The following is a 26,376-nucleotide window of genomic DNA, read 5'->3' as shown; positions in this document are numbered from 1 at the left end:
GGGGAGGTCGGCCCGTCCGCATGCGGGGAGCGTCGCCGGGGGCCGTCCGCAGGGAGGCGGAGAGTTCGCCGGGTCCCGTTCTGCCGGGAACCGGCAGGGAGAGGAGCGGCGGGCGCCGGAGCTGAGGAAGGAGCCTCCGGCGGGCGGGCCGCGGGCGGCCGACGGGGGGCGACCGGAGCGCGGGGCAGGGCGACGGGGCAGGGCGGCGCTCACACCTCCTTCGCGGGCCAGTCCAGCAGCCGGGCGCCGATCACCGCCGTCTGCAGCGTGTAGCGGTGCATCGGATCGGACGGGTCGGAGCCGGTCAGCTGGTGGATCCGCTCCAGCCGGTAGGTGAGGGCGCGCACGCTCAGCGCCAGCCGGCGGGCCGTCTCGGCCGCGACGCAGCCCGATTCGAAGTACACGGACAACGTCTTGAGCAGGGGTTCCGCCCCGCCCCGCGCCTCCTGGAGCGGCCCCAGCTCGCTGCGCACCAGATCGGACATCGCCTGCCGGTCCCGGGTCAGCACCGGGTAGACCAGCAGATCGGCGGAGTACAGCACCGGATCGTCCAGACCCATCCGGTCCGCGAGATCGAGCGCGTCGAGCGCCTCGTCGTACGACTGGACCACGCCGCCCGGACCCCGGTGCGCACGGCCGATGGCGACCCGGCCGCCGTCCGTCGCGGCGTGCGCCTGCTTGGCGAAGTACCTGAGGACGTCGGGCTGGCTGCCGGGCGCGATGCAGATCAGCCGGCCGTCCTTCGTCGTGATGAGGATCTTCCGGCCGCCGAACCGGGCCAGCAGCGCCGACTCCACGTGCCTCGGCACGGTGTCCGTCTCGGTGTACGCGTCCGGGCCCGCCGCCACCGCCACCGCGTGGGCGCGCGAGAGCCGCAGCCCGAAGCGCGTGGCCCGCTCCGCGAGCCGCCCCAGGTCGCTGCGCCCGTACAGCAGGTCGTCGATGAACTCCCGGCGGGCCGCCTCCTCCCGCCGCACGGTGAGCCGCTGGGCCCGCTCGAAGCCCTCGGCGAACGCGTCGACCGCCTGCTCCGCCGCTGCCAGCACGCTCTCCGCGACGGCCCCGACCGCGGCCGCCGTGGCGCCGGGGACGGCGGACGGCCACGCGGTACGGGTCTCGGCCAGATGCATCCGGACCAGGGCGCGCAACTGGTGCCCGGCCTCGGCGGCCTGCCTGCCCAGGGCCCGGCGGATCTCCAGCTCCTCCCGGGTGAGCCGCCTCCCGGTGACGGCCACATCGCCCAGGATCTGGGCATAGCCGTACAGAAAGGTATCGGGAATCTCCGGCTCAGGCACGCGCCCGCCTCCAGTTCTGACTCGTTGCTGACATTTACCCAACGCATACGGCCCAGTGCCGGTGCCCGGCATCAAGGACAGAGAAAGATTGCCGTACTCCGGCAATGCGACGGCCGGTCACCGGATGGCACGATCCGGTCAGCACCAACCGGGGGACCACGGGGGAAACACGGGGGTGCGACGGGGGACGGGGGACCACCCGGCTGCTGCGGTACCGCTCACGGCGGTACCGCAGCACCTGGGCCGGCGCCGGACCGCGCGCAGACGCCGGCAAGTCCTGCCGGCGGGACGGCAGGGGGTGGAACCGATGAGTGAGTTCCTGACGGCGACGTTGTCCTTCCCGGCCGTTCTCTTCGCCGCGGCGCTCGTCGTCGTGATCGCCTTCTGGCTGCTCGTACTCGCCGGGGCGGCCGACCACCACTCCTTCGACGCCGACCTGGACGCCGATCTCGCGGGGGTCGGCGGGGTGCCGGTCACCGTCTCGGTCTCCGTCATGGTGACCGTCGCCTGGTTCACCTCCCTGACCGGTTCGGTCCTGCTGCACCGCAGCACGTTCACCGGCACCACCCGGGCCGCGCTCGCGCTCGGCATCCTCGTCGGCGCGCTGCTGATCGCCTGGGCGGTGGTGCGGGTGCTCGTGCACCACTTCCGCCGCTTCTTCCCGGACCAGCCACCGCCATCGCGCCAGGACTTCCTGGGCCGGGTCTGCACGGTCCGCACCGGCTCGGTCGGCCCGGACTTCGGCCAGGCCGAGGTCGCCGCGGCCGACGGGTCCACCGCGATCGTCCAGGTGCGGCAGTTGCGGCCCGCCGACGCGGAGCTGACCTCGGGGAGTTCGGGGCTGCTGTACGCGTACGACGACGCGGGCGAGTTCTTCTGGGTCTCGCCGTACGACAAGGCGCTCGACCCGGGGCCACCGAAACCGCTGCCCACGCGCCGGCGCACGGCCCCCGGCCACACCGGCTGAGCCGTACGCCTCCGCCGCGCCCGCGCGGCCCCGGCCCCGCTGCCCGTGCCCGCCGCATGAACGTGGTGCGCGTACGTGCCGCCCGTCATGTCCGCGCTGCCCGCCCGCCCCGTTCGCCGGGGTGCCGGGCCGTGCCCCGCCCACCTCTCATTTTCCGCACCACCAGCCGCCAAGGACTGTCATGGAAGCCATCTCCTTGGGCCTCGGCCTGCTCATCGCCGTGGTCCTGCTCATCGCGATCGCCCTGCTGCTGATCGTCACCCGGCTCTTCCGCAAGGTCGAGCAGGGCAAGGCCCTGATCATCTCCAAGACCAAAAAGGTCGACGTGACCTTCACCGGTGCCGTCGTCCTGCCGGTGCTGCACAAGGCCGAGTCGATGGACATCTCGGTGAAGACCATCGAGATCCGGCGCACCGGGCGCGAGGGCCTGATCTGCCAGGACAACATCCGCGCCGACATCCACATCACGTTCTTCGTAAGGGTCAACAAGACCGTCGAGGACGTCATCAAGGTCGCCCAGGCCATCGGGACGGAGCGGGCCAGCGACAAGGTCGCGATCCAGGAGTTCTTCGCCGCGAAGTTCTCCGAGGCGCTCAAGACCGTCGGCAAGCAGCTGGACTTCGTCGACCTGTACACCAAGCGCGAGGAGTTCCGGGACCGGATCATCCGCGTCATCGGCACCGATCTGAACGGCTACCACCTCGACGACGCCGCGATCGACTTCCTCGAGCAGACGCCGATGACGCAGCTCGACGGCGCCAACATCCTCGACGCGCAGGGCATCCGGAAGATCACCGAGCTCACCGCGATCGAGCACGTGCGCACCAACGAGTACCAGCGCACCGAGCAGAAGGAGATCACCCGGCAGGACGTGGACGCCCGGGAGACCATCCTGGAGCTGGAGCGCCGGCAGGCCGAGGCCGAGATCAAGCAGCGCCGCGAGGTCGAGACGCTGCGGGCCCGCGAGGAGGCGGTGACCGCCCGGGTCCAGGAGGAGGAACGCCTCGGCGCACAGGGCGCGTTCATCCGGACCGAGGAGCAGCTCGGCATCCAGCGGGAGAACCAGGCGCGGGAGATCGCGGTCGCGCAGAAGAACCGCGAGCGCGTCATCGCGGTGGAGAACGAGCGCATCGAGAAGGACCGGATGATCGAGGTCATCGGGCGCGAGCGGCAGACCGAGCTGAACCGGATCGCCGCGACGAAGGAGGTCGAGGCCGAGCGCCGCGACGTCGCGGACGTGATCCGGGAGCGGATCGCGGTGGACCGTACGGTCGCCGAGCAGGAGGAGTCGATCAAGACGCTGCGGTCGGTCGAGGAGTCCGAGCGCACCCGCAAGTCCGTCATCATCGCCGCCGAGGCGGAGGCGCAGGAGCAGCTGGTCAAGGACATCAAGGCGGCGGAGGCCGCCGAGGCCGCCGCCACCCACCGGGCCGCCGAGCAGCTCACGCTCGCGGAGGCCCGGCTGAAGACCGCGGATCTGGACGCCCGCGCGAAGCTGCGGATGGCCGAGGGTGTCCAGGCGGAGTCGGCTGCGGCCGGTCTCGCGGACGTGCAGGTACGGGACGCGGCCGCCGAGGTCATCGAGAAGACGGGCCTGGCCGAGGCCGAGGCCACGTCCGCCCGGCTCAGGGCCGAGGCGGAGGGCGCGCGGCTCAAGGCGCTGGCCGCGGCGGAGGGTACGCAGGCCCAGGCGACGGCGGACGCGGCGATGATCGGCGAGAAGCTGAAGGCCGAGGCGGCGGGGCTCACAGACAAGGCGGCCGCGATGGCGGCGCTGGACGACGCGTCGCGCGGCCACGAGGAGTACCGGCTGCGGCTGGCGGCGGAGAAGGAGATCCGGCTCGCCGGTCTCGACGTGCAGCGGCAGGTCGCGGAGGCGCAGGCGACGATCGTGTCGGCCGGGCTGGAGAACGCGGACATCGACATCGTCGGCGGGGAGTCGGTCTTCTTCGACCGGCTGGTCTCGTCCATCTCCATGGGCAAGAGCCTCGACGGCTTCGTCGGCAACTCGGACACGGCGAAGGCGCTCGCGGGGCCGTGGCTGAACGGCACGTCCTCGTTCACGGACGACCTGACGAAGGTGCTGGGCTCGGTGTCCTCGGGCGATGTGCAGAACCTGACGGTGTCGGCGCTGCTGATGCGGATGATGGCGGCGCCGGGGGGCGGGGGCGCGGGGGCGGAGCAGGTCCGCCGGCTCCTGGACCACGCGCGGGAGCTGGGGCTCGCGGACATGAGCCTGGGCGATGTCCGGATCCCGGGCCCCGCCGCCCGCAACGGTACGCCGGTGGCGTAGCCGCACCACCGGAGCGAGGCCCTGTCCTCAATCGCCGGACGGGCTGGGACGAACCCGGCCCGTCCAGTGACCGCCCACCCGGGCACCGTCCGTCCTCAATCGCCGGACGGGCTGGATATGGCTCCTGTCCCCCGCCCAGTTCAAGCCCGTCAGGGCAGTTCAAGCCCCGTCAGGGCAGTTCGAGCCCGTCCGGCGATTGAGGACAACGCCCGCGCCCCGGGCGCCGTGCCGTACATCCGCCCACCCCGTAAGGAGCCGCACCGCATGGACACCGGAACCCCGCCGCCCCCGGGCGGCCCCGTGGAGGCCGGGGCCTACGACGTGCTGCGGCGGCGGCTCGCCGGCCAGGCCGCGGAGCTCACCCGCCGCGCCGAGGCGCTCAACTCCCGCCGCACCGAGGAGTTCGGCTCCACCGGGCTGCGGCTGCTCGGCGCCGAGCAGATCCGTACCGGGCAGCCCTCCACCCCCCGCGACCTCGTCGCGGTCGGCGGCCACCTGCTGTTCGGCTTCGAACGCGGTCCCGGCCGGCGCGACGAGCCCGCCGTCGACGACGTACTCGCGCTGTACGACGCCGAGCTGGCCCCCGGCACCGATCCGCTGCTCACCGACGAGGCGTTCGTCCGCGAGTTCGACGGGCTGCACCGCTACTACCGTGACGCCCGGCTGCTGCGGCTGCGCCGTACCGACGGCCGGCTCCTCGCGGTGTTCCGGACCGGCGAGAGCGCCGAGGACATCCGCGTCCTGCGCTGGGCGCTCGACGCCGACGGCTCGCCCGGCGCGTTCCTCGACGCCCGGGGCGAGCGCGACCACGTCTTCCCGCCGTCGCACGACTTCACCTGGACCCCGGCCGGCCGCGAGGCCCACGTCGCGGGCCGGCACCCGCACATCGCGATCGGCGCGACGGGCGACGGCGGCGAGGCCCGGCTGTACGTCGACACCCTCGGCGGCAGCCTCACCGTCAAGACCGTCAACGACACGGACACCCCGGACGGGATCTACCGGGAGCCGGTCACCGAACCGCTCCAGTCGCTCGCCGACGCCGAGGTCGAGTACGCGGAGCTGGGCCCGCTGGTGCTGCTCCGGATCCGGCCGTACAAGGAGGAGGCCGCCCGCCACCTGGTGTTCAACTCGCTCCTCGGCACCGTGCTGCGGCTGGACGGCATCGGCCCGTCCTGCCACCGGCTCCCCGAGGACCAGGGGATCATCTTCCCCGGCGGCTTTTACCTGACCACAGGCGCGGCCAAGACCTTCGACATCGCGCAGCCGCTGACCGGGCCGGTCTTCGAAGGGGCCGTCCGCTCCCCCAACGGCGAGGACGTGCTGTACGCGTTCCGCTCCCGGGAGGACGGCCGCAGCCTGCTGCTGTCCTACAACGTGATCCGCCAGGAGGTGGAGACGCCACTTCAGGGCCGGGGCCACGCCCTGCTCGACGACGGGACGCTCGTACTCCTGCGGGACCCGGTCGAGGGCCCCGACGCCGGACCGGCCCGGGTCCACCCCCTGCAGCGCTGGCAGACCCCGTACGTCTGCGACACCTACGCGGCGTCGCGCCCCGCCGGCACCGGCCCGCTGGCCCGGATCGGCAACGCCGACCTGGTGCGCGGGATCTCCGACTGCCTCGCCCTCGCGCACAGCGCCGAAGGCACCACCCCGACCGGCGCGGTCTACGCCCGGCTGCTGGCCGACTGCACCCGCGCCACCGACCGCTACCACTGGCTGAGCGACCCCGAACTCGGTTCGCTGGCTGAGCCGTTGACGGCGCTCCACGACACCGCGCGGCAGGTCATCGCGGAGTTCGAGGGCGTCCAGGAACTGACCCGGCAGGCCGCCGACGCACTCGACGCGAGCGCGGAGCGCATCACCGCCCTGGTGCGCCGGGTGCGCGGCGAGGCCCCGCAGTCCGCCGCCGAGTGGGTGGCCCGGCTCACCGAACTCCGCGGTGCGCACGGCCATCTGGCCACGCTGAGCGAGATGCGGTACGCGGACACCGGGCGGATCGAGGAGCTGACCGCCGCCACCGCCGACGACCTCGCGGCGGCGGGGCGGCGCGCGGTCGCGTTCCTGGCCGGCGAGGACGCCTTCGCCGGTTACCACTCGGACCTCGCCCGGCTCACCGGCGAGGCGTCCTCGGCCGCCACCGTGACGGACGCCGCCGCGCTCGGCACCCGGCTGACGGAGATGACGGACGGGCTCGGCACGGTCACCGACGTCGTCGCCGGGCTGGACATCGGCGACGGCGTGGTCCGCACCTCGATCCTGGAGCGGATCGCGGAGGTGCTCGGCGGGGTCAACCGGGTCCGGGCCGTCCTGGACGCCCGCCGCCGCGAGCTCCTGGACCACGAGGGCCGGGCCGAGTTCGCCGCCGAGTTCGCCCTGCTGGGGCAGGCGGTGACAGGCGCGCTGGCCGCCGCTTCGACCCCGGACGCCTGCGACGAGCAGCTCGCGCGGCTGCTGCTCCAGCTGGAGAACCTGGAGGCACGGTTCACCGAGTCCGACGACTTCCTGACCGCGCTGGCCGAGCGGCGCACGGAGGTGTACGAGGCGTTCTCGGCCCGCAGGCAGACCCTTCAGGACGCGGTCGCCCGCCGCACCGAACGGCTCGCCCAGTCCGCCGCCCGGGTGCTGGAGACGGTCTCCCGCCGCAGCGCCGCGCTGCCCGACACGGACGCCGTCCACACCTACTTCGCCTCCGACCCGATGGTCGACAAGGTCCGCCGTACCGCCGCCGAACTGCGTGAACTCGGCGACACCGTACGGGCCGAGGAGCTGGACGGGCAGCTCCTCGCGGCCCGCCAGGAGGCCGGCCGGGCACTGCGCGACCGCAGCGAGCTGTACGCGGACGGCGGGGCGACCGTCCGCCTCGGCCGCCACCGGTTCGCGGTGAACACCCAGCCGTTCGACCTGACGCTGGTGCCCCAGGGCGACGGGCTCGCGTTCGCCGTCACCGGCACGGACTACCGGATGCCGGTCACCGATCCGGCGTTCGCCGAGACCCGCCCGTACTGGGACCAGCAGCTGCCGTCCGAGTCCCGGTCCGTGTACCGGGGTGAGCACCTGGCCGCCCGGCTGCTGGCCGAGCACGGAGCGGACCGGCTGAGCTCGCTGGACGCGCCCGAACTCGCCGCGCTCGTGCGGACATCGGCGGCCGGCGCCTACGACGAGGGCTATCAGCGCGGGGTCCACGACGAGGACGCCACCGCCATCCTGACCGTGCTGCTGCGGCTGCGCGCCGGGGCCGGGCTGCTGCGCTTCCCGCCCGCCGTCCGGGCCGCCGCCCAGCTGTTCTGGGCGCACGGGGCGGACGGGGCGCGGCGGACCTCCTGGACGCTGCGGGCCCGTTCGCTGGCCCGCGCCCGCGCCACCTTCGGGCTCGCCCCGGCCGTCGCCGCGCTCCAGGAGGAGTGGGCGGGCGCCATCGGGGGCGAGGGTGCGCGGGCGGTCGCCTCGTACCTCTTCGAGGAGCTGACGAGCGACCCCCAGGGGTTCGTGACCAGCGCGTCGGTCCGCACCTTCCTCGACAAGTTCCGCCGTACGACGGGCACTTCGGCGTACGACGAGGACCTCGCGGCCCTCGGGGACGAGCTGCCCGCCCGCCGCCAGCTCGTCGAGGGCTGGCTCGCCGCCTACTCCCGGGCCGACGGCGCGGAGCTGGACGCGGACGATCTCGCGGAAGCCGTCGCCGTGGAGCTCTGCCCGGAACCGGCCGTCCGCCGGTACGAGGGCGAGGCGCCGCTCACCGCGACCGTGGACGGGCTCCTCGGCGTACACCCGCGCATCGACCGGGGCCGGCTGCCGGTCCGGATCGACGAACTCCTCTCCCGTACGGACGAGTTCCGCGAGGTCACCGTTCCCGGTTTCCGGGCCTACCAGCGGCGGCGGACCGCGCTGGCCGCAGCCGAGCGCGCCCGGCTGCGGCTGGACGACCACCGCCCGCGCGTGATGTCGGCGTTCGTCCGCAACCGGCTGCTCGACGAGGTGTACCTGCCGCTGATCGGCGACAGCCTCGCCAAGCAGCTCGGCACCGCCGGCGCCGACCGGCGCACCGACTCGCAGGGCCTGCTGCTGCTCGTCTCCCCGCCCGGCTACGGCAAGACGACGCTGATGGAGTACGTGGCCGACCGGCTCGGCCTGGTCCTCGTCAAGATCAGCGGACCGAGCCTGGGCCACGACGTGACCTCGCTGGACCCCGCGCAGGCGCGCAGCGCGACCGCGCGCCAGGAGATCGAGAAGATCAACTTCGCGCTTGAGGCGGGCAACAACACGCTCCTCTACCTCGACGACATCCAGCACACCTCACCGGAACTGCTGCAGAAGTTCATCCCGCTCTGCGACGCCACCCGCCGGATCGAGGGCGTGCGCGACGGCGAGCCACGCAGCTACGACCTGCGGGGCAAGCGGTTCGCGGTATGCATGGCGGGCAACCCGTACACCGAGTCCGGCGAGCAGTTCCGGATCCCCGACATGCTCGCCAACCGGGCCGACGTGTGGAACCTCGGCGAGGTGCTGAGCGGCCGCGACGACGTCTTCGCGCTGAGCTTCGTGGAGAACGCGCTGACCGCGAACCCGGTACTGGCCCCGCTCGCCGGACGCTCCCGCGAGGACCTCGCGCTGCTGCTCCGGCTGGCCGCCGGCACGGAGCCGTCAGCGGCCGCGAGCCGCTTGCAGCACCCGTACGCGCCCGCCGAGACGGAACGGATCGTGGCCGTGCTGCGCCATCTGCTCACCGCCCGGGACACCGTGCTCGCCGTCAACGCCGCCTACATCGCCTCGGCGGCGCAGACGGACGCGACGCGCACCGAACCGCCGTTCCGGCTGCAGGGCTCGTACCGCAACATGAACCGGATCGCGGAGCGGATCGTGCCCGTGATGAACGACGCCGAGCTGTCCGACGTCATCGACGACCACTACGCGGGCGAGGCCCAGACGCTCACCACCGGCGCCGAGGCCGCCCTGCTGAAGCTCGCCGCGCTGCGCGGCACCCTCGGCCCGGAGCAGGCCGCCCGCTGGTCCGCCGTCACCGCCGGATACGTCCGCAGCCAGGCGCTCGGCGGCCCCGACGGCGACCCGGTGACCCGTGCGGTGGCCGCGCTCGGCCTGCTCGCGGACCGGATCGCGGCGGTGGAGACGGCGATCGGCCGGGCGACGGACCCCCGCCGCCTCCTCGCCCGTCCGCCGTCCGGGGAACCCGGCGACCGGTGACAGCGGCGACGACAGAAGGGAACAGGCATGCTGGGTCATGTGCCCCCACTCCCACAGCAGCCCCAACGCCCACCGTTCTCAGGTCACATGGTCGTCTGCGGTGACGACGCGCTCGCCCAGCGGCTCGCCGTGGAACTGCGCTACGTGTACGGGGAGCGGGTCACCCTCGTCCTGCCGCCGGGACCCGACCCGAGGCGGCCCGAACTGCCGCTGACCGGGCGCGGGCGGGCGGCGGCCCTGTTCGGCCGGATGTCCTCGGCGATGAACCGCAACGGCGGTGCCAACGGCGGCGGCAACACCGACAGCGACACCAACGCCGGTGTGGAGGCGGTACGCATCCTCCAGGCGCACGAGCCGTCCGACGAGGCGCTGGAGGAGGCCGGTGTCGACACGGCCGCCGCGCTGGCCCTCGTCTACGACGACGACGAGCGCAACATCCGGGCCGCGCTGACCGCCCGCCGGCTCAACCCGCGGGTCCGGCTGGTGATCCGGCTCTACAACCGCAAGCTCGGCCAGCACCTGGAGGCCCTGCTCGACCAGGCGGCCGCCGTCGCGTCGCCGGGGCTCGACCACACCGCGCTGGACGCGTCCACCACCGTCCTGTCCGACGCCGACACCGCCGCCCCCGCCCTCGCGGCGACCGCGCTCGCCGGATCCAGCAAGGTGATCCAGGCGGAGGGCCTGCTCCTGCGGGCCGCCGAACGCACCCCGCCCCGCGACGGCCAGGTCGCCGACCCGGGCCTGTGCACCCTGGCCCTGCTCTCCTCCACCACCCACGACCCGGCGGGCACCGAGGGCTCCGACAGCAGCGGCGAGGAGGGCCCCCGGCTGCTCCCCGACCAGGCCGAGGTGGCGGCGGCGACCGGGCGCGGCACCATCGTCCTGGAGGCCGTGAGCCGCGACGGCGCGAACGCCCGGACCCGCCGGATGGGCGGCCGCAGCGCACCGCTGAGCCAGTTCTTCTCCCGCCGGCTGCGCTGGTCCGCGCTGGGCGTCGGGCTGGCCGTCCTCGGCCTGGCAGTCGCCTCCACGTTCACCACCGGGGACAAGCCGCTGCACGCCGCGTACCTGACCCTGCTCGACCTGTTCGCGATGGGCGACCCGGCCATCGGTGACCCCACCGCCCGCCAGATCATCCAGATCCTCTCCGGCGTCGCCGGGCTGATGCTCCTGCCCCTGCTGGTGGCCGGGGTGCTGGAGGCCTTCGGCTCGCTGCGCACCGCCTCCTCGCTGCGCCGCCCGCCGCGCGGCCTGTCCGGGCACGTGGTGCTGCTCGGCCTGGGGAAGATCGGCACCCGCGTCCTGGTCCAGCTGCACGAACTCGGCATACCCGTGGTGTGCGTGGAGGACGACCCGGACGCGCGCGGCATCCCGGTGGCCCGGCGGCTGCACGTGCCCGTCGTCATCGGGGACGTCACGCAGGAGGGCGTGCTGGAGGCGGCGAAGATCCGGCGTGCCCGCGCCCTGCTCGCCCTGACCAGCGTCGACACCACCAACCTGGAGGCCGCGCTGTACGCCCGCTCGGTCAAGCCGAACCTGCGGGTGACGCTGCGGCTGTTCGACGACGAGTTCGCCACCGCCGTCTACCGCACCCTGCGCACGGCCCACCCGCAGGCACTGACCCGCTCCCGCTCGGTCTCCCACCTGGCCGCGCCCTCCTTCGCGGTCGCCATGATGGGCCGGCAGATCCTGGGCGCGGTGCCGGTCGAGCGGAAGGTGATGCTGTTCGCCTCGGTCGAGGTGGCCGGGCACCCGCAGCTGGAGGGCCGGACGGTGGAGCAGGCGTTCCGGTCCGGCGCCTGGCGGGTCCTGGCCCTGGACGTCGCCCCGCCCGCCGACCGCCGCCCGGACCTGGGCACGCCGGGAACGGGCCCCGGTGCCGGGGACCGCCCCGGCGGCCTGGTGTGGAACCTGCACCCGGGTTACGTACTCCAGCCCACCGACCGCGTGGTCATCGCCGCCACCCGGCGCGGGCTGGCCGAACTCCTGCGCAGGCGTAGCTCGTTGACGCCCCGCTGAACTGCTGCGGGCTTCTCTTCGCGGGGAACGCCGGCCCGGCCCGAGCGGCGGGGGGCCGCGGGGGCGAAAGGCCGGAGCCCTCGGGTCCCGTGCCGGCCCCCCGGCGGACGGCAGTTTGACGACAGGCCCTAGACCGGACCACCCATCGCCTCCCGCACCTGTCCCAGCGTCGCGTCGGCGATGGCGTTGGCGCGTTCGTTGCCGGCCCGCAGCACGGCCCGTACGTACCCCATCTCCCGTGCGTACTCGGCCCGTCGGGCCCGCATCGGGGCCAGCCGGGCGTTGACCGCTTCGGTCACGGTCCGCTTCAGTGCGGCCGCGCCGCCGCCGCCGATCTCCTCGGCCACCGCGTGGGGGTCGCGGTCGAGGCAGAGGGCGGCCAGCAGCACGAGGCCGGACACCGCGGGCCGCCCCTCGGGGTCGTAGGTGATGTGGCGTTCGGCGTCCGTCCGCGCGCCCTTGATCAGGCGGGCCGTCGTGTCCGCGTCGGCGCCGAGCGCGATGGAGTTGCCTCGGCTCTTGCTCATCTTGGTGCCGTCGGTGCCGAGCAGCAGCGGTGTGGCGGAGAGCAGTGCCTCGGGTTCCGGGAAGACCTGTTCGTACCGCTCGTTGAACCGTCTGGCGACGGTCCGGGTCATTTCGAGGTGGGGCAGCTGGTCCTGGCCGACGGGCACCAGATTGCCCTTGCAGAACAGGATGTCGGCGGCCTGGTGGACGGGGTAGGTGTACATCAGCCCGCTGACGGCGGCCTGCCGGGAGTGCGCGATCTCGTCCTTGACCGTGGGGTTGCGGCCCAGCTCCGCGACGGAGACCAGGCTCAGGAACGGCAGCAGCAGCTGGTTGAGCGCGGGCACGGCGCTGTGGTTGAAGATCACCGCACGTTCCGGGTCGATGCCGACGGCCAGGTAGTCCAGCAGCAGCCCCTCCACCGTCGCCCCGAGCCGCTCGACCACGTCCCGGTCGGTCAGTGCCTGGTAGTCCGCGACGAGCACGAACACCTCGACCCCGAGGTCCTGGAGCCGCACCCGGTTGTGGAGCGTGCCGAAGTAGTGCCCGAGGTGGAGCGCCCCGGTGGGCCGGTCCCCGGTCATCACCCGGAACCGCTCCGGGTGGCGCCGGATCCGGGCCTCCAGGGTCCCGGCCGGGGCGGCATCGGCGAAGGCCGCAGGTGTGGGCGTGGTCGTGGTCATGAGTGGTCTCTCCTCGCGTCGGTGTGTGCGTGGAGGACGGCCCGCCGGACGAGGAACCCGTACCGGAAAGGGGCAGAGAAAAAGGGCCGTCCATGTCGAACGGCCCTGGTCCCGCGCAGAAGAGGTGGCCGCCCCTAGAAGGAGCGCCACCAGTTCCGGCACGGTACGGAGGTCATGGCGCGATCGTAGCGCGCACGGGCCCGGTGCGGCGGCTCATCATGCGGGCCGGGCCCGTCGATACGTGTTGCTGCGGGCCTGCCGGCCCAGACTCTCCCAGCCCTTGGCTGCCGCCGCATCGGCGAAGCGGACGTCCCACTGGCCTTCCGGCGCAGGAGGCGCGGACAGGGACCCGGCGGGCCCGCCCCCTCACACCCCTCACACCCCCCGCAGCAGCCCGACCGTCCCCGCGAGGCCCTCGGCGCCGTGGCCCTGGGTCACACGGCGGCGCATCAGGTCCATGTACGGGGTGAGCAGGCGGGGGTCGACCGACTGGTCGGCCGCCGCAGCCAGGAGCGTGTCGTTGCCCGCCGCCATCATGGCCAGGTTGGAGACGACGCCTTCCGTGTAGTCGCCGCTCTCCAGCTGGGCGGCCATCCCCTGCGCCGAGCCGGCCATGGCGCGCAGCCAGTCCGTGAGCAGGGCGGCGAACGCGGTCCGGTCGAGGTCCTTCTCGTCGTCCACCAGGGCGAAGGCGTGCGCGATGCCAGCGAACATGCCGGTCATCGCGCTGAGCAGGGCCACATCGTGCAGGGCCGCGTGGCCGGGGTCGGTGCCGGTGAACCTGGCCCCGGCGGGGGCCTCCAGCGTTTCGCGGTGGCGCTCGAACAGCTCCCGGTCGCCGCTGTAGAAGACGTATCCGCCGGTCTCCGGGCGGCCGATCATCGGGGGTACGGCCATGATTCCGCCGTCCAGGAAGCGGGCGCCGCGCGCCTCGGAGCGGCGGGCCAGGTCCCGGGCCTGTTCCGGAGTGCCGGTGGTCAGGTTGACGAGGTCCTTGCCGCCGAGGCCGGCGCCGTCCAGGACCTCGGTCACGGAGGCGTCGTCCAGCAGGCAGAGCACCACGGGGCCGGTGGCCGAGGCGATCGCGGCGGCCGGTGTGGGCGCGGTGCGGGCGCCCTCGCGGACCAGGGCCCCGGCCTTCGCCGGGGTGCGGTTCCAGACGGTCAGCGGGTGCCCGGCGGCCAGCCAGGCGTGGGCGAGAGCCGTGCCCATGTCACCGAGGCCGAGGAGGGTGACAGGCGTTCGGGAAGATCGGGAAGAGGTGTCGTGGTCCATGCCCACCAGGCTCGTATCCGCCCGGAAGACGATCAAGTACGCACTATTTTGTGGGTGGTTACCCTAAGGGCTGTCCCGTAATCCCTGGTGGATCAGCGCTCGGCGTCAGATGCGGTGCATCGCAAGGCGGAGGAGCGTCCGCATACTGGATGTATTCGGGCGTTTCGACAACGCAGCGAGGTGCCGTAGCTGTCGTCGAGCGCCCGCCAGGGATTACGGGACAGCCCTTAAACTCTGCGGGTGACCCGGCGAGACAGTTACGTGTGCGGAATCGACGCGGCGATCGACGTGGTCGGCGGCAAGTGGAAGGTGCTCATCCTGTGGGCGCTGGACGTCGAACCCAGCCGCTTCGGTGAGCTGCGGCGCGCGCTTCCCGGCGTCACCGAGAAGGTCCTCGCCTCACACCTGCGGGAGCTGGAGACGGCGGGCATCGTCTTCCGCGAGGAGGCCTTCGAGGGAGCCGTCCGCCGCGTCACGTACGGCCTCACCCCGCTCGGCACGTCCCTGAACGCCGCACTGGCCCCGCTCGGGGCGTGGGGCAGGGAGCACCTGCTCGGCGGGGACCCGCAGCATGTCGCGGGCGACGGCGAGCGGTCCTGATACCGGCAGTGCGCTGAGCGGAACTGTCCGCAGCCGCTCGTAGCTCTTCGCGACCGTCCGTGTGCGATGGCCGGCGGCCGTGCGATGCCGTGGAATAGGGAGGCGGGGCACTCCGTTGTAGGGTGTGTTCACATAGTTCAACGTTCAACAATCTTGGAGGCGGGCGCCATGCAGTTCGGGATCTTCACCGTCGGGGACGTCACCACCGACCCCACGACCGGCCGGACGCCGAGCGAGCACGAGCGGATCAAGAACACGATCGCCATCGCGCAGAAGGCCGAGGAGGTCGGCCTCGACGTCTTCGCGACCGGTGAGCACCACAACCCGCCGTTCGTCCCGTCCTCGCCCACCACCACCCTCGGCTTCATCGCCGCCCGCACCGAGAAGCTGATCCTCTCCACGTCCACGACGCTGATCACCACCAACGACCCGGTGAAGATCGCCGAGGACTACGCCACGCTCCAGCACCTCGCCGACGGCCGCGTCGACCTGATGATGGGCCGGGGCAACACCGGACCGGTCTACCCCTGGTTCGGCAAGGACATCCGCCAGGGCATGCCGCTCGCCATCGAGAACTACGCCCTGCTGCACAAGCTGTGGCGCGAGGACGTCGTCGACTGGGAGGGCAAGTTCCGTACCCCGCTGCAGTCCTTCACCGCGACCCCGCGCCCGCTGGACGGCGTACCGCCGTTCGTCTGGCACGGCTCGATCCGCTCCCCGGAGATCGCCGAGCAGGCCGCGTACTACGGCGACGGCTTCTTCCACAACAACATCTTCTGGCCCATCGAGCACACGGCGAAGATGGTGAACCTCTACCGGCAGCGCTACGCCCACTACGGGCACGGCACCGCCGAGCAGGCCATCGTGGGCCTCGGCGGCCAGGTGTTCATGCGGAAGAACTCGCAGGACGCGGTACGGGAGTTCCGTCCGTACTTCGACAACGCGCCGGTCTACGGACACGGCCCCTCGATGGAGGACTTCACCCAGCAGACGCCGCTGACCGTGGGTTCCCCGCAGGAGGTCATCGAGCGGACGCTGTCCTTCCGGGACACCGTCGGTGACTACCAGCGCCAGCTGTTCCTGATGGACCACGCGGGGCTTCCGCTCAAGACCGTCCTGGAGCAGCTCGACATCCTCGGCGAGGAGGTCGTACCCGTGCTGCGCAAGGAGTTCGCCGCCCTGCGGCCGGCCGGGGTCCCCGAGTCCGCGCCACTGCACCCCGCCGTCGTCGCCGCCGGCACGAAGGAGAGCTGACACCGTGTTCGCCACCGAACCCCTGAGGATCGTCGCCGTGTCGGCCGGGCTGAGCAGCCCGTCCTCGACCCGGCTGCTGGCCGAGCGGCTGGCCGGCGCCGCCCGGGAACGGCTGGAGGCCGAGCAGGACCGCCCGGTCGACGTCCGGCTGATCGAGCTGCGTGACCTGGCCGTCGACATCGCCAACCACCTGGTCACCGGATTTCCCTCGGCCACGCTGGAGGAAGCGATCGGCGCGGTGACGGAGTCGGACGGGCTGATCGCCGTCAGCCCGGTCTTCACCGCCTCCTACAGCGGACTGTTCAAGTCGTTCTTCGACCTCGTCGAGAACACCGCGCTGACCGGGAAGCCCGTCGTCGTCGCCGCGACCGGCGGCACCGCCCGGCACTCGCTGGTCCTTGAGCACGCCATGCGTCCGCTCTTCGCCTATCTGCGAGCCGTCACGCTGCCGACGTCGGTGTACGCCGCCTCGGAGGACTGGGGCGCGTCCGGCGACGAGTACACCGACGGCCTGCCGGCCCGGATCCGTCGCGCGGGCGGCGAACTGGCGAGCGCGGTCACCGGCGGCCGGGCCGTCTCCGGGGCGTCCCGGGCCCCCGGCCCGGACGACGAGGTCGTCCCGTTCGAGCAGCAGCTCGCCGGTCTCCGGCAGGCCTGACCGACCCACGCGCTGTGGTTTCGTCCGGTTTGACTAGAGTTGGGCGGGAGGGTGCGTCGCGGGACATCCGCAGGACCTGCGGATGCGCGGACTCCGTACGCCGCACCCGCGCAATCGAGCCGAACCGAGCTGGAGGCAGAGATGGGCAGGATCGTGGTGGGCGTTGACGGCTCCGAGTCGTCGATCAAGGCACTGCACTGGGCCGTACGCCAGGCGGAGCTGACCGGTGACACGGTCGAGGCCGTCAACAGCTGGGAGTACCCCGCCACCAGCTGGGCGTCCATGATGCCGGGCCTGCCGGAGGACTTCGACCCACAGGCCATGGCCACCGTCTCGCTCACCGAGGCGCTGGAGGAGGCACTCGGCGCCGTGGGGGCCGCCGCGATCAGCAAGGTCGTGGTGATCGGCAACCCGGCGCAGTCCCTGCTGGACCGGGCCGAGGGCGCGAACCTGCTGGTGGTCGGCGCACGCGGGTACAGCGGCTTCAAGGCCACCCTGCTCGGCTCGGTCAGCCTCCACGTCACCCAGCACGCCGCGTGCCCGGTGACCGTGGTGCGCGCCTGACGCCAGGCACGGAACGGGTACGGGCCCGCCCGGTCACCGCGACCGTGCGGGCCCGCACCGTGCCGTCACAGCGCACCGCGCCGGTGTCGGTGCGTGCCCCGTGTCCGTCACCTCGTGCCTCCTCGTGCCGGGCGGTGCCCGCCCGGCACGCCGATCCTTGGCCTTCCCCCGCGGAGAAGGTCAAGGATCGCTGACGGGGAGCCGGAGCCGGTGGGCCGGAGGCGGTGGGACGCTCACTTCTCGTGCGTGTAGAAGGTGTAGAACGCGGCGATCAGCATGCCCGCACCGGTCAGCAGGCCCAGCACCGAGGCCGCGAGCACGCTCTTGCCGGAGAGGCTGTAGAGGAAGCCGACCGAGCCGCCGAACAGGGCGCCGTAGGCCGTCGCCCGCAGTTCGACCGGCAGCCGCTTCTGCATCCGGCCCAGGCCGAAGCAGAGGGCCGCGAGAACGGCGCCGGAGATCAGGCCGAGGGCGAGCTGCCCGCCGGTGAGCACACCGCCGCCCCGGACGATGGACGTCGCGTACCAGCCGAGGATCACCCCGAAGGTGACGGGCAGTGCCCAGCTGAGGGTGGAGTGGCTCTGTGCCCGTGCGCGCGTTCCGCGCGCCTGCACCGAAGCGTGTGCGGCCATGACGGGAAGCTCCTTCCGCTCTCCCCCTCCGTGTCCCTCCAGAGCACACCTGGTCGCGGCTCCCGGCAACTCGAATGGCTCACGGCCCGAGCGTTCCCGGCGCATCCGGGATTCCCTGGTGGGGTGCGGACCTACTTCTCGACGGCGCTCTCGGCGGTACTGCTGGTGCTGCTCGCCGTCCTGGTGCCGCTGAGCGCGCTCTCCGCCTGGGTCGATCTGGAGATCGACGACACCGACCGTTACGTCGCCGCCGTCGCGCCGCTCGCCTCCGACCCCGATGTGCAGAACACCGTGGCCGACCTGATCACCGACGAGGCGATGAAGCAGATCGACGTCGGTCCGCTCGGGGACACCGTGCGCGGCTTCCTGCACCAGGCCGTGAAGTCCTTCACCACCACCGACGCCTTCCAGGCGGCCTGGAACGCCGCCAACCGCACCGCCCACGAGGCCGTCACCGCCGCGCTGGACGGCGGGAGCGGCGAGAGCGTCACCATCGACCTGGCGCCCGTGACGGAACAGGTGAAACAGAACCTGCTGGACAACGGGGTGCCGTTCGCCGACCGCATCCCCATCGAGCACACGGACATCCAGATCGTCTCCGCCGACCGGGCCGACCAGCTTCGGCAGAGCTTCCGGTGGCTGCGCGCCGCGAGCATCTGGCCCGCCGTCGGCACCCTGGTGTTCGCGCTGCTCGCCGTGGTCCTGGCCTGGGTGCGGGGCGGGCCCGGCCGCCGGGGCTCCGCGCTCGCCGCGCTGTCCGCCACCGCCGTCGCCGGGGCCGGCTTCGCGGTCGGCGCGCTGCTGCTGCGCGGGGCGCTGGCCTACGCCCGCAACCGGGTGCTGGCCGAGGTGCCGGGCAACGAGACGGACGGGGCTGCGGCGGTCTACGACGCGCTGACGGCGTCCCTGCGCACGACGGTGTGGATCGTCTTCGGCACGGGGCTGGCCCTGGCGGTGTGCGCGGTCGCGGCGCGGATCTGGACCCGCAGGGTGCTGCCGCCGCCGGCACCGGTGGCGCCCGGCGTATGACGCCGCGACGGACGCGCTGATCGCCGACGTGCGGGCGCGGGCGGGCCGGGGAAGAGTGGATTGCGTGCACTGCCGGGGGCGACTGGGAGGTCTTCCGTATGCGAGCCATCGCCGTCGGCGCGTTCCGGGCCGACCCCGCACTGGTGGAGCTCCCCAAGCCGGAACCGGCGGCCGGTGAGGTACGGGTGCGGATCGAGTACGCCTCCCTCAACCCCTCCGACTGGCAGACGGCCGACGGCTCCCTGGAGGGGCAGGTCCCGCACGTGTTCCCGCTGGTCGTCGGCGTGGACTTCGCGGGCCGGGTCGACATGATCGGCAGCGGCGACAACCGCTTCCGGGTCGGTGACAAGGTCTTCGGCCGGACCGGGCCGACGGTCGGCGCCGGTACGTACTGCGACTACGTCTGCGTCCCGCAGGACGCCGCGATCACCCTCGTCCCGCTCGGCCTGGACGCCCGGACCGCCGCCGCGCTGCCGTCGGCCGGGATGGCGGCGGCGCAGATCCTGGAGGCGGCGGTGCTGCGCGGCCACGAGAGCCTGCTGGTCATCGGCGCGGCGGGCGGCGTCGGGAGCTGTCTGACCCAGCTCGCCAAAGCCCGTGACGTGCGCGTCGTCGCGGCGGTGCGCGGTGACGAGCGGTCCAGGATGGGCTCGTTGGGCGCCGCCGCCACGATCGACACCACGGCGGGCCCGGCGGCCGACGCGATACGCGCGGTCTGCCCGGACGGCATCGACGCGCTGGCCGACCTGGTGTCCGACTCCCCGACGGCGTTCGCCGCCCACGCCGCGTCGGTCCGGGCCGGCGGGGTCGCGCTCAGCACCCGGGGCGTCGCGGGCGGGGCCGCGCTCCCCGACGGCGTGTGCGGCATCGACTTCGCGCTCGACCCGAGCCCCGTACTGCTGGACGTCCTGGCGGCGGGTGCGACGCAAGGAGTGCTCCGCGTGCCCATCGACATCGAACTCCCCCTGGAAAAGGCCCCGCAGGCCCTGGACCGCAACCGCACGGGCGGGGCCCGGGGCAAGACCGTCATCGTGCTGCGCCACCACGGCCACCGCTGAACCGCAGCCCCGGCAACACACGGCAACCGCCACCATCGAGACGGAGAGAACATCATGGACAAGCAGGAGCACGACATCATCGGCGGCATCGACGGACTCGTCGCGGAGGAGCGGAGCCTGCGCGACCGGGGCGCCCGCGACCCGGGCCTCACCGCCGACGAGCAGGAGCGACTGCGTACGGTGGAGGTCCGGCTCGACCAGTGCTGGGACCTGCTGAGGCAGCGCCGCGCACTGAGCGAGTTCGGGGAGGACCCGTCACAGGCGCGGGTCCGCCCGGCCGACGAGGTCGAGGGATACCGAAGCTGACCGCCGCACACCACAGGGGGACGCATTGGCCGCAACCGGCTCCGCGGCAGCGCCGCGGCGGGGGATGCCTCCCGTCTGGCTGAGGTACGGTCTGCGCCCGCAGCCCACCCCCGTCCCCTGGGCCGCCGTCGCCCGCGCCTCCGTCGCCCTGGCCGCGCCGCTGGCCGTCGGGTTCGCCGTCGACCGGCCGGTGTACGGGGCGCTCGTCTCGATGGGCGCGCTCTCCGGCGTGATCGGCGACACCGCCGACGCGTACCGGATGCGCATCCTCAACATCGCCGTGCCGCAGCTGTTCGGCGCGCTCGGCATCATGGTCGGCACGCTCGTGTTCGGGACCGGCTGGGCGGCCGTCGCCGTGCTGACGGTCATCGGGCTCGTCTCCGGGATGATGTCGACGATCGGCGCCGTGGCCTCCGTGTCCGGGCTGCTGCTCCTGCTCAACTCGGTGGTGGGCGCCGGGCTTCCGATGCCGGACCCCTGGTGGGTGGCGCCGCTGCTGCTGACGCTCGGCGGACTCTTCGTCCTCGTACTGACCCTGCTGGCCTGGCCGCTGCGGCGGAAGCTGGCGGAACGGGTCTCGGTCGCCGGCACGTACTGCGCGGTCGCGGACCTGCTCGCCGCCGCCGGCACCGACGAGTACGAGGAGAAGCGGCAGGCCGTCACCCACTCCCTCAACACTTCCTACGACCTGATCCTGGCCCGGCGCGCCCGCTACCACGGCCGCAGCGGCGCCATGGTCCGGCTGCTGTCCCAGCTCAACGTCGTCATCCCGCTCGTGGAGGCCGCCCCGGCGGTGCACCTGCGGCGGCGACCGCTGCCGCCCGAGATCCCGGCGGCGGTACGGTCCCTGGCCGACGACATCGAGGAGAGCCGCACGGGCGGCGGCGAACCCGCCCTGCCCGCACCGGAGTCACCCGCGACGCTGGCCGTGGACGCCGCCCTGCGGCACGCCGCCGCCGTCGTCCACAAGGCCGATCCCGATCCGTACAACGTCGACGACCGGCTCGGCCGCCCGGCCGCGCTCGGTGTACGGATCCGGCGCGCCACGCGCAACGTCCTGCTCTCCGGCCCCTCCTGGCGGTACGGGCTGCGCCTCGCGCTCTGCATCGGGCTGGCCCAGTCGCTGACCTCGCTGTTCGACGTGCCGCGCTCCTACTGGGTTGCGCTCACCGTCACCTTCGTCCTCAAGCCCGACTTCGGCTCGGTGTTCTCCCGCGCGGTGCTGCGCTCCGTGGGCACGGCGGCGGGCCTCGTCATCGCGGCGCCGGTGCTCGCCGAGGTGCCGATCGGCTGGTGGGACGTGCCGGTGATGATGGTCCTCGCCGCGCTGATCCCGGCGTTCACCGCGAAGGGTTACGCCTTCCAGACGGCGGCCGTCACGCCGGTCATCCTGCTCCTGTCCGATCTGCTCAACCACCAGGGCGTGCACCTGGTCTGGCCGCGCTTCCTGGACAGCCTGATCGGCTGCGGCATCGTGCTGGTGGCCGGATACCTGCTGTGGCCGGAGAGCTGGCACACCCGGATCGGCCACCGGCTGGCCGACGCGGTGACGGACATCGCGGACTACGTGGCGTACGCCTTCGAACCGGAGTCCCCGGGCGACCGGGCGGAACGGGTCCGGGCCCGCCGCCGCATCTACCGCGATCTGTCGTCCGTGCGCTCGGAGTTCCAGCGCGCCCTGACGGAACCGCCGCCGACCGGGCCGCGGGCCGCCGCGTGGTGGCCGCTGGTCGTCGCGGTGGAACGCATCGTGGACGCGACGACCGCCGCCCGGGTACGCGTCAACCACGGCGCCCCGGAACCGGAACCGGCCGAGGTGGCCGAGGTGCGCCGGCAGCTCCTCGAACTCGCGGCCGGCATCAGGGCGAGCGAGGTCCTGACAGAGGTGCGCGCCGAACTCCCGGGCGACGACGAGGGCGTACTGGCCCCACTGCGCCAGGAGGTGGCGGCGGCCAGGGCGATCGCGTCCCCGCAGCCCTGACCCGTACCCGGTACCGCGCTCCTGGCGCCGTACCGGACCAGGTCACTCCGCGGGCGGCCCGTCCCCCCGCAACCGGTCCATCTCGCGCCGGTCCCGCTTCGTCGGCCGCCCCGCCCCCCGGTCCCGCACCGGAACCTGGATCGCGGCCTCGCGCGGCGGCGGGGGCGGGCTGTTGTCGACGAAGCACTCAGCGGCCACCGGCGGCCCGACCCGCTTCTTCACGATCTTCGAGACGACCACCACCCGGTCCCGGCCCGCGTGCCGCATCCGCACCTCGTCGCCGACGCGCAACGCCTGGGCCGGCTTGGCCCGCTCGCCCGCCACCCTCACATGACCCGCGCGACAGGCGGCGGCTGCCTGCGCCCGTGTCTTCGTCAGCCGGACCGACCAGATCCAGACGTCGACCCGAACGCTGCCCGCCGCCTGCGGCGCCTCACCGGAAACCATGCTTCCGACTCTATTGCCTCCCGTTGCGCACGGCCCCGGACATGTCCGTCAACCAGGCAACTCGGCACTACAGAAATACATGTGAATGACGTACATCAGACCACCACCGCACAGTTGCAGGACTCGGTCCGGGATCGGTTTCGGCTCGGTTGTCCCTCAGGCGGGCCGCGCCACCGAACGGCCGGATCCGGCCGCTAACCTTACGTATCCGCCCTGGCCAGGGATCAATTCCCGCAGTACGGACATTCATCGCACCCAACTCACGTGAAAGGCCTCGCCCATGGGCATTCGGAGCATGCTGCGCAAGGTGTTCGGCCGTGACGCCACGGAGCAGGACGGCCCGACGACGGCCACGGTCCCGCCCCAGGGCGAGCGCACCCGGTCCACGGAGCCGGCACCGGTGGCGGTGGACGAACCGGCCGCGCAGGCCGAGTCGGAGCCCGAACCCGCCCCGGCCGCCAAGGCATCCGTCCCGGCCCCGGCCTCCTCCGCCTCCTCCCGGTCCGCCAAGGACAAGGACGACCTGGCGACGGACCTGGTGGCAGCCGCCTTCGACAAGGCCGCCGCCCCCACCCCCAAGGCCACCCCCACGGTTCCGCCGCAGGGCTCCGGGCCCCGGACGAAGGCCGCGGAGGCAAAGCCCGAAGCGGAACCGAAGCCGGAACCGAAGGCGGAGCCGAAGCCCGAGCCGGCCGAGGAGGCGGCGGCTGTCGTGGCCCCGGAGCCCGTCGAGGCCCCGGAGCCCGTCGAGGCCCCGGCCGAGACCCCCGCACCGGTCGCCGCGCCCGCCCCCGAGCCGGTCGCCGCCGAGACCGCGCCCGAGCCGATCACCATCGACATGGACCCGGAACCGGAAGCGGAAATCGCCGCCGTGCCGGCACCGGCACCGGTCACCGCAGAGGCCACCCCCGAGCCGGCCCCCGTACCCGCCCCCGAGCCGGTCACCGCAGAGCCCGTCGCCGCGGAGGCCGCTCCCGCCCCCGCCGACGGCAAGCCCGCGCTCTCGCTCGCCCGGGTCAAGTCCCGCGCGCCCGAGCTCGTCGCCCCGTACAAGGCCGCCCAGGCCGGGCTGAAGGCGCACGGGCTGACCGGTCTGCGCGCCACCGTCTACCTGGTCCTGGACCGCTCCGGCTCCATGCGGCCGTTCTACAAGGACGGCAGCGCCCAGCACCTGGGCGACCGCACCCTCGCCCTCGCCGCGCACCTGGACGAGAGCGCCACCGTCCAGGTCGTCTTCTTCTCGACGGACATCGACGGCACCGGCACGGTCGAGCTGTCCGGCCACGAGGGCCGGATCGACGAGCTGAACGCGGGCCTCGGCCGGCTCGGCCGGACCAACTACCACCGCGCCGTCGAAGAGGTCGTCGCGCACTACGAGAAGTCCGGGTCCACCGGTCCGTCGCTGGTGATCTTCCAGACGGACGGGCCGCCGGACGCCAAGCAGGCCGCCCGCCAGGCGCTGGCGGACGCGGCACGGCTGCCGCTGTTCTTCCAGTTCGTCGCGTTCGGCGAGCAGGACTCGAAGGGCTTCGACTTCCTGCGGAAGCTGGATGCCCCGAACGCCGGCTTCTTCCACGCGGGCCCCGCCCCGCGCGAGGTCGGGGACGCCGCGTTCTACCGCGAGGTGCTCGCCGCACTGCCCGCGTGGGTCGCCGCGGGCGCCTGAGCGACCGGCAGACGTACGGTCACGGCGAGGCCGCCCTCCGGGCCCGGCACCGCCGTGACCGTACCGCCGTGCGCCACCGCTATGGACCGCACGATGGAGAGCCCGAGCCCTGAGCCGGGCCCCATCCGGTCCTTGCCCTCGCCCCGCCGGAACGGCTCGAACAGGCCGGGGATGTCGGCCTCGTCCACCACCGGCCCGGTGTTGCACACCCGGAGCACCCCGCGTTCTCCCACGGTGGCCAGCGACACCTCCACCGTCCCGCCGGGCACGTTGTACGTCACCGCGTTGGCCAGCAGGTTCGCCACCAGCTGGGCCAGCAGCATCCGGTTGCCCCGCACCGCGCACGGGGCCGCGTCCACGGTCACCCCCGGGTGCCGGCCCGCCTCCTCGGCCACCACCCCGGCCAGGTCCACGTGTTCCCGCTCGCCCTCGGCGAGCCCGCGCTCGCTGCGCGCCAGCACCAGCAGTCCCTCGATGAGCCGCTCGCTGCGCCGGTTGTTGTCCAGGAGCGTCTGCCGGGTCCGTACGAGGTCGTCCGGCGTCGGGTCGTCCAGGCCGACCTGGATCGCCGCGCGCTGGGTGGCCAGTGGGGTCCGCAGCTCGTGCGAGGCGTTGGCGATGAACCGCCGCTGGCTGTCGAAGGCCCTCTCCAGCCGGGCGAGCAGCGCGTCGAGGGTGTCGCCCAGCTCCTTCAGCTCGTCGTCGGGGCCGCTGGAGGCGATCCGCTCGTGCAGCGTGTGCTCGGAGAGCCGGCGCGCCTTCGCGGTCATGGCGTGGACGGGCCGCAGGACCCGCCCCGCGGTCCACCACCCGACGCCCACCGCGCAGGCCGTCATCACGAGCAGCGAGGCGGCGGACCAGATGAGCAGCTGGTGGCCGGCCGCGTCGCTGACGTGGTCGGTGAGGTCGTAGACGGTCGGCGGACCGAGGCGCCGGCGGGTGATGAGGGGGCCGTTCACCGCGTAGCCGGGCTGGACGACGGCGGCCGTGCGGGCGATGGAGCGGGCCTGCGAGTCCGTACCGGCGCGGGAGGCCAGGTTGACGGTGGCGAGCAGGGCGGTGCCGAGCACCAGGAAGACCCCGCCGTACACGAGTGCGATCCGGGTCCTGATCGTGGAGTGCGGCACCCGGGCCGGATGCTTCACAGGGCGTACCCGACACCCTGCACGGTGCGGATCACGGCCGGTTCACCGAGCTTGCCGCGCAGCTTGCTCATGCAGACGCGGACGGCCCCGGTGAAGGGGTCGGCGTTGGCGTCCCAGGCCCGCTCCAGCAGCTCCTCCGCGCTGACCGTCCCGCCGTCCGCCTCCAGGAGCAGCTGGAGCACGGTGAACTCCTTCGGCGAGAGGTCCAGCTCCCGCCCGTCCCGGGTCGCGGACCGCCGGACGGTGTCGAGCCGGATCCCGTACCGCACCAGCTGCGGCGGCACGGGGCGGGCGCTGCGCCGCCGCAGCGCGCGTACCCGGGACACCAGCTCGGGGAATTCGAAGGGCTTGCCCAGGTAGTCGTCCGCGCCCAGGTCGAGCCCGGAGACGCGGTCCTCCATGGACCCGGCGGCGGTGAGCATCAGGATCCTGGTGCGGGAGCCGGAGGCCACGAGTCCGCGGGCCACGTCGTCGCCGTGCACCCGGGGCAGGTCGCGGTCCAGGACGACGACGTCGTAGTCGTGCAGTCCCAGGTAGGCCTGGGCGGCGTCACCGCTGTAGACCGTGTCGACGGCGAACCCCGCCCGGCGCAGCCCGGTGGCGACCAGCTCAGCCAGGATCTCCTCGTCCTCGGCGACCAGTACCCGCATCGTGATGTCCTCTGCCTCGTGCATGCGTGTCCACTCCATCCCAGGATGCGTCTTTGCTACGGGAAGCGATGTTTCGCAAAGCTCTCCACGGGGCCGCCCCCGCCCGGCGCCGGATATATCGGTGCGAGTGGATCTCCCACGGACCGTT

Annotated in this window: 20 protein-coding genes; 13 read left to right on the top strand and 7 right to left on the bottom strand. The window is 73.2% G+C overall.

The features are described from left to right. Window positions 1-209 precede the first annotated feature (209 nt). Window positions 210-1,295 (bottom strand): CdaR family transcriptional regulator, encoded by a 1,086-nt coding sequence (locus tag EDD93_RS11110; protein ID WP_123524995.1) that lies wholly within the window; start codon window positions 1,293-1,295, stop codon window positions 210-212. Between the two features lie 307 nt (window positions 1,296-1,602). Here EDD93_RS11110 and EDD93_RS11105 point away from each other — a divergent pair, with 307 nt between their 5' ends. From EDD93_RS11105 to EDD93_RS11090, 4 genes are all read left to right on the top strand, one after another. Then, a complete protein-coding gene (locus tag EDD93_RS11105) occupies window positions 1,603-2,262 on the top strand; it encodes a hypothetical protein (protein WP_123524994.1) in 660 nt (219 codons plus the stop codon). 181 nt (window positions 2,263-2,443) lie between these two features. Further along, complete coding sequence (locus EDD93_RS11100; RefSeq protein ID WP_123524993.1) at window positions 2,444-4,555, top strand: flotillin family protein; 2,112 nt, start codon at window positions 2,444-2,446, stop codon at window positions 4,553-4,555. Between the two features lie 264 nt (window positions 4,556-4,819). Further along, entirely contained in the window at window positions 4,820-9,754 is a 4,935-nt protein-coding gene (locus tag EDD93_RS11095; RefSeq protein ID WP_123524992.1) for a DNA repair ATPase, read from the top strand. 27 nt (window positions 9,755-9,781) lie between these two features. Continuing rightward, entirely contained in the window at window positions 9,782-11,773 is a 1,992-nt protein-coding gene (locus EDD93_RS11090) for an NAD(P)-binding protein (RefSeq protein ID WP_123524991.1), read from the top strand. Between the two features lie 128 nt (window positions 11,774-11,901). Here the strand turns inward: EDD93_RS11090 and trpS are convergent, their stop codons facing one another. Together trpS and EDD93_RS11080 are read right to left on the bottom strand one after the other, a co-directional pair. Further along, a complete protein-coding gene (trpS, locus tag EDD93_RS11085; protein ID WP_123524990.1) occupies window positions 11,902-12,963 on the bottom strand; it encodes a tryptophan--tRNA ligase in 1,062 nt (353 codons plus the stop codon). Window positions 12,964-13,338: 375 nt separating this feature from the next. Further along, window positions 13,339-14,238 (bottom strand): NAD(P)-dependent oxidoreductase, encoded by a 900-nt coding sequence (locus EDD93_RS11080; protein WP_123527696.1) that lies wholly within the window; start codon window positions 14,236-14,238, stop codon window positions 13,339-13,341. Between the two features lie 240 nt (window positions 14,239-14,478). Between EDD93_RS11080 and EDD93_RS11075 the strand changes: the two genes are divergently transcribed. From EDD93_RS11075 to EDD93_RS11060, 4 genes are all read left to right on the top strand, one after another. Then, window positions 14,479-14,838 (top strand): helix-turn-helix domain-containing protein, encoded by a 360-nt coding sequence (locus EDD93_RS11075; RefSeq protein WP_123524989.1) that lies wholly within the window; start codon window positions 14,479-14,481, stop codon window positions 14,836-14,838. 168 nt (window positions 14,839-15,006) lie between these two features. Then, window positions 15,007-16,092, top strand: coding sequence for an LLM class flavin-dependent oxidoreductase (locus tag EDD93_RS11070; protein ID WP_123524988.1), 1,086 nt, complete (start codon window positions 15,007-15,009; stop codon window positions 16,090-16,092). A gap of 4 nt (window positions 16,093-16,096) precedes the next feature. After that, window positions 16,097-16,750, top strand: coding sequence for an FMN reductase (locus EDD93_RS11065; RefSeq protein ID WP_123524987.1), 654 nt, complete (start codon window positions 16,097-16,099; stop codon window positions 16,748-16,750). Window positions 16,751-16,891: 141 nt separating this feature from the next. Continuing rightward, on the top strand, window positions 16,892-17,314 hold the full coding sequence (locus tag EDD93_RS11060) for a universal stress protein (RefSeq protein WP_123524986.1): 423 nt from the start codon (window positions 16,892-16,894) through the stop codon (window positions 17,312-17,314). A 233-nt stretch (window positions 17,315-17,547) separates the two neighbouring features. Here the strand turns inward: EDD93_RS11060 and EDD93_RS11055 are convergent, their stop codons facing one another. Then, window positions 17,548-17,946 (bottom strand): hypothetical protein, encoded by a 399-nt coding sequence (locus EDD93_RS11055; RefSeq protein ID WP_123524985.1) that lies wholly within the window; start codon window positions 17,944-17,946, stop codon window positions 17,548-17,550. A gap of 123 nt (window positions 17,947-18,069) precedes the next feature. Between EDD93_RS11055 and EDD93_RS11050 the strand changes: the two genes are divergently transcribed. From EDD93_RS11050 to EDD93_RS11035, 4 genes are all read left to right on the top strand, one after another. Continuing rightward, window positions 18,070-18,975, top strand: coding sequence for a hypothetical protein (locus tag EDD93_RS11050; protein ID WP_123524984.1), 906 nt, complete (start codon window positions 18,070-18,072; stop codon window positions 18,973-18,975). A 98-nt stretch (window positions 18,976-19,073) separates the two neighbouring features. Then, window positions 19,074-20,033 carry an NADP-dependent oxidoreductase gene (locus EDD93_RS11045; protein ID WP_123524983.1) on the top strand — a complete coding sequence of 320 codons (960 nt, stop codon included), beginning with the start codon at window positions 19,074-19,076 and terminating at the stop codon, window positions 20,031-20,033. 54 nt (window positions 20,034-20,087) lie between these two features. Further along, on the top strand, window positions 20,088-20,339 hold the full coding sequence (locus EDD93_RS11040; protein WP_123524982.1) for a DUF2630 family protein: 252 nt from the start codon (window positions 20,088-20,090) through the stop codon (window positions 20,337-20,339). Window positions 20,340-20,403: 64 nt separating this feature from the next. Next, complete coding sequence (locus EDD93_RS11035) at window positions 20,404-22,320, top strand: FUSC family protein (RefSeq protein ID WP_123527695.1); 1,917 nt, start codon at window positions 20,404-20,406, stop codon at window positions 22,318-22,320. Between the two features lie 42 nt (window positions 22,321-22,362). On the opposite strand, the gene EDD93_RS11030 is transcribed toward EDD93_RS11035, so the two are convergent. Then, the gene (locus EDD93_RS11030; protein WP_123524981.1) at window positions 22,363-22,767 is read right to left on the bottom strand and encodes an RNA-binding S4 domain-containing protein; all 405 of its coding nucleotides are present in this window, start codon (window positions 22,765-22,767) and stop codon (window positions 22,363-22,365) included. A 280-nt stretch (window positions 22,768-23,047) separates the two neighbouring features. Between EDD93_RS11030 and EDD93_RS11025 the strand changes: the two genes are divergently transcribed. Next, window positions 23,048-24,433, top strand: a complete 1,386-nt coding sequence (locus tag EDD93_RS11025; protein ID WP_260255688.1) for a VWA domain-containing protein — start codon at window positions 23,048-23,050, stop codon at window positions 24,431-24,433. Here the strand turns inward: EDD93_RS11025 and EDD93_RS11020 are convergent. Continuing rightward, on the bottom strand, window positions 24,382-25,578 hold the full coding sequence (locus EDD93_RS11020; RefSeq protein ID WP_123524979.1) for a cell wall metabolism sensor histidine kinase WalK: 1,197 nt from the start codon (window positions 25,576-25,578) through the stop codon (window positions 24,382-24,384). The two genes, EDD93_RS11025 and EDD93_RS11020, sit on opposite strands and share 52 nt — an antisense overlap. Then, window positions 25,575-26,228 (bottom strand): response regulator transcription factor, encoded by a 654-nt coding sequence (locus EDD93_RS11015; protein WP_185092480.1) that lies wholly within the window; start codon window positions 26,226-26,228, stop codon window positions 25,575-25,577. The genes EDD93_RS11020 and EDD93_RS11015 overlap by 4 nt, the downstream gene beginning before the upstream one ends. Between the last annotated feature and the right edge of the window lie 148 nt (window positions 26,229-26,376).

The sequence above is a fragment of the Streptomyces sp. 840.1 genome, from assembly GCF_003751445.1.
Lineage (GTDB): Bacteria > Actinomycetota > Actinomycetes > Streptomycetales > Streptomycetaceae > Streptomyces.
This window is presented reverse-complemented; position numbering and strand designations above follow the sequence as displayed.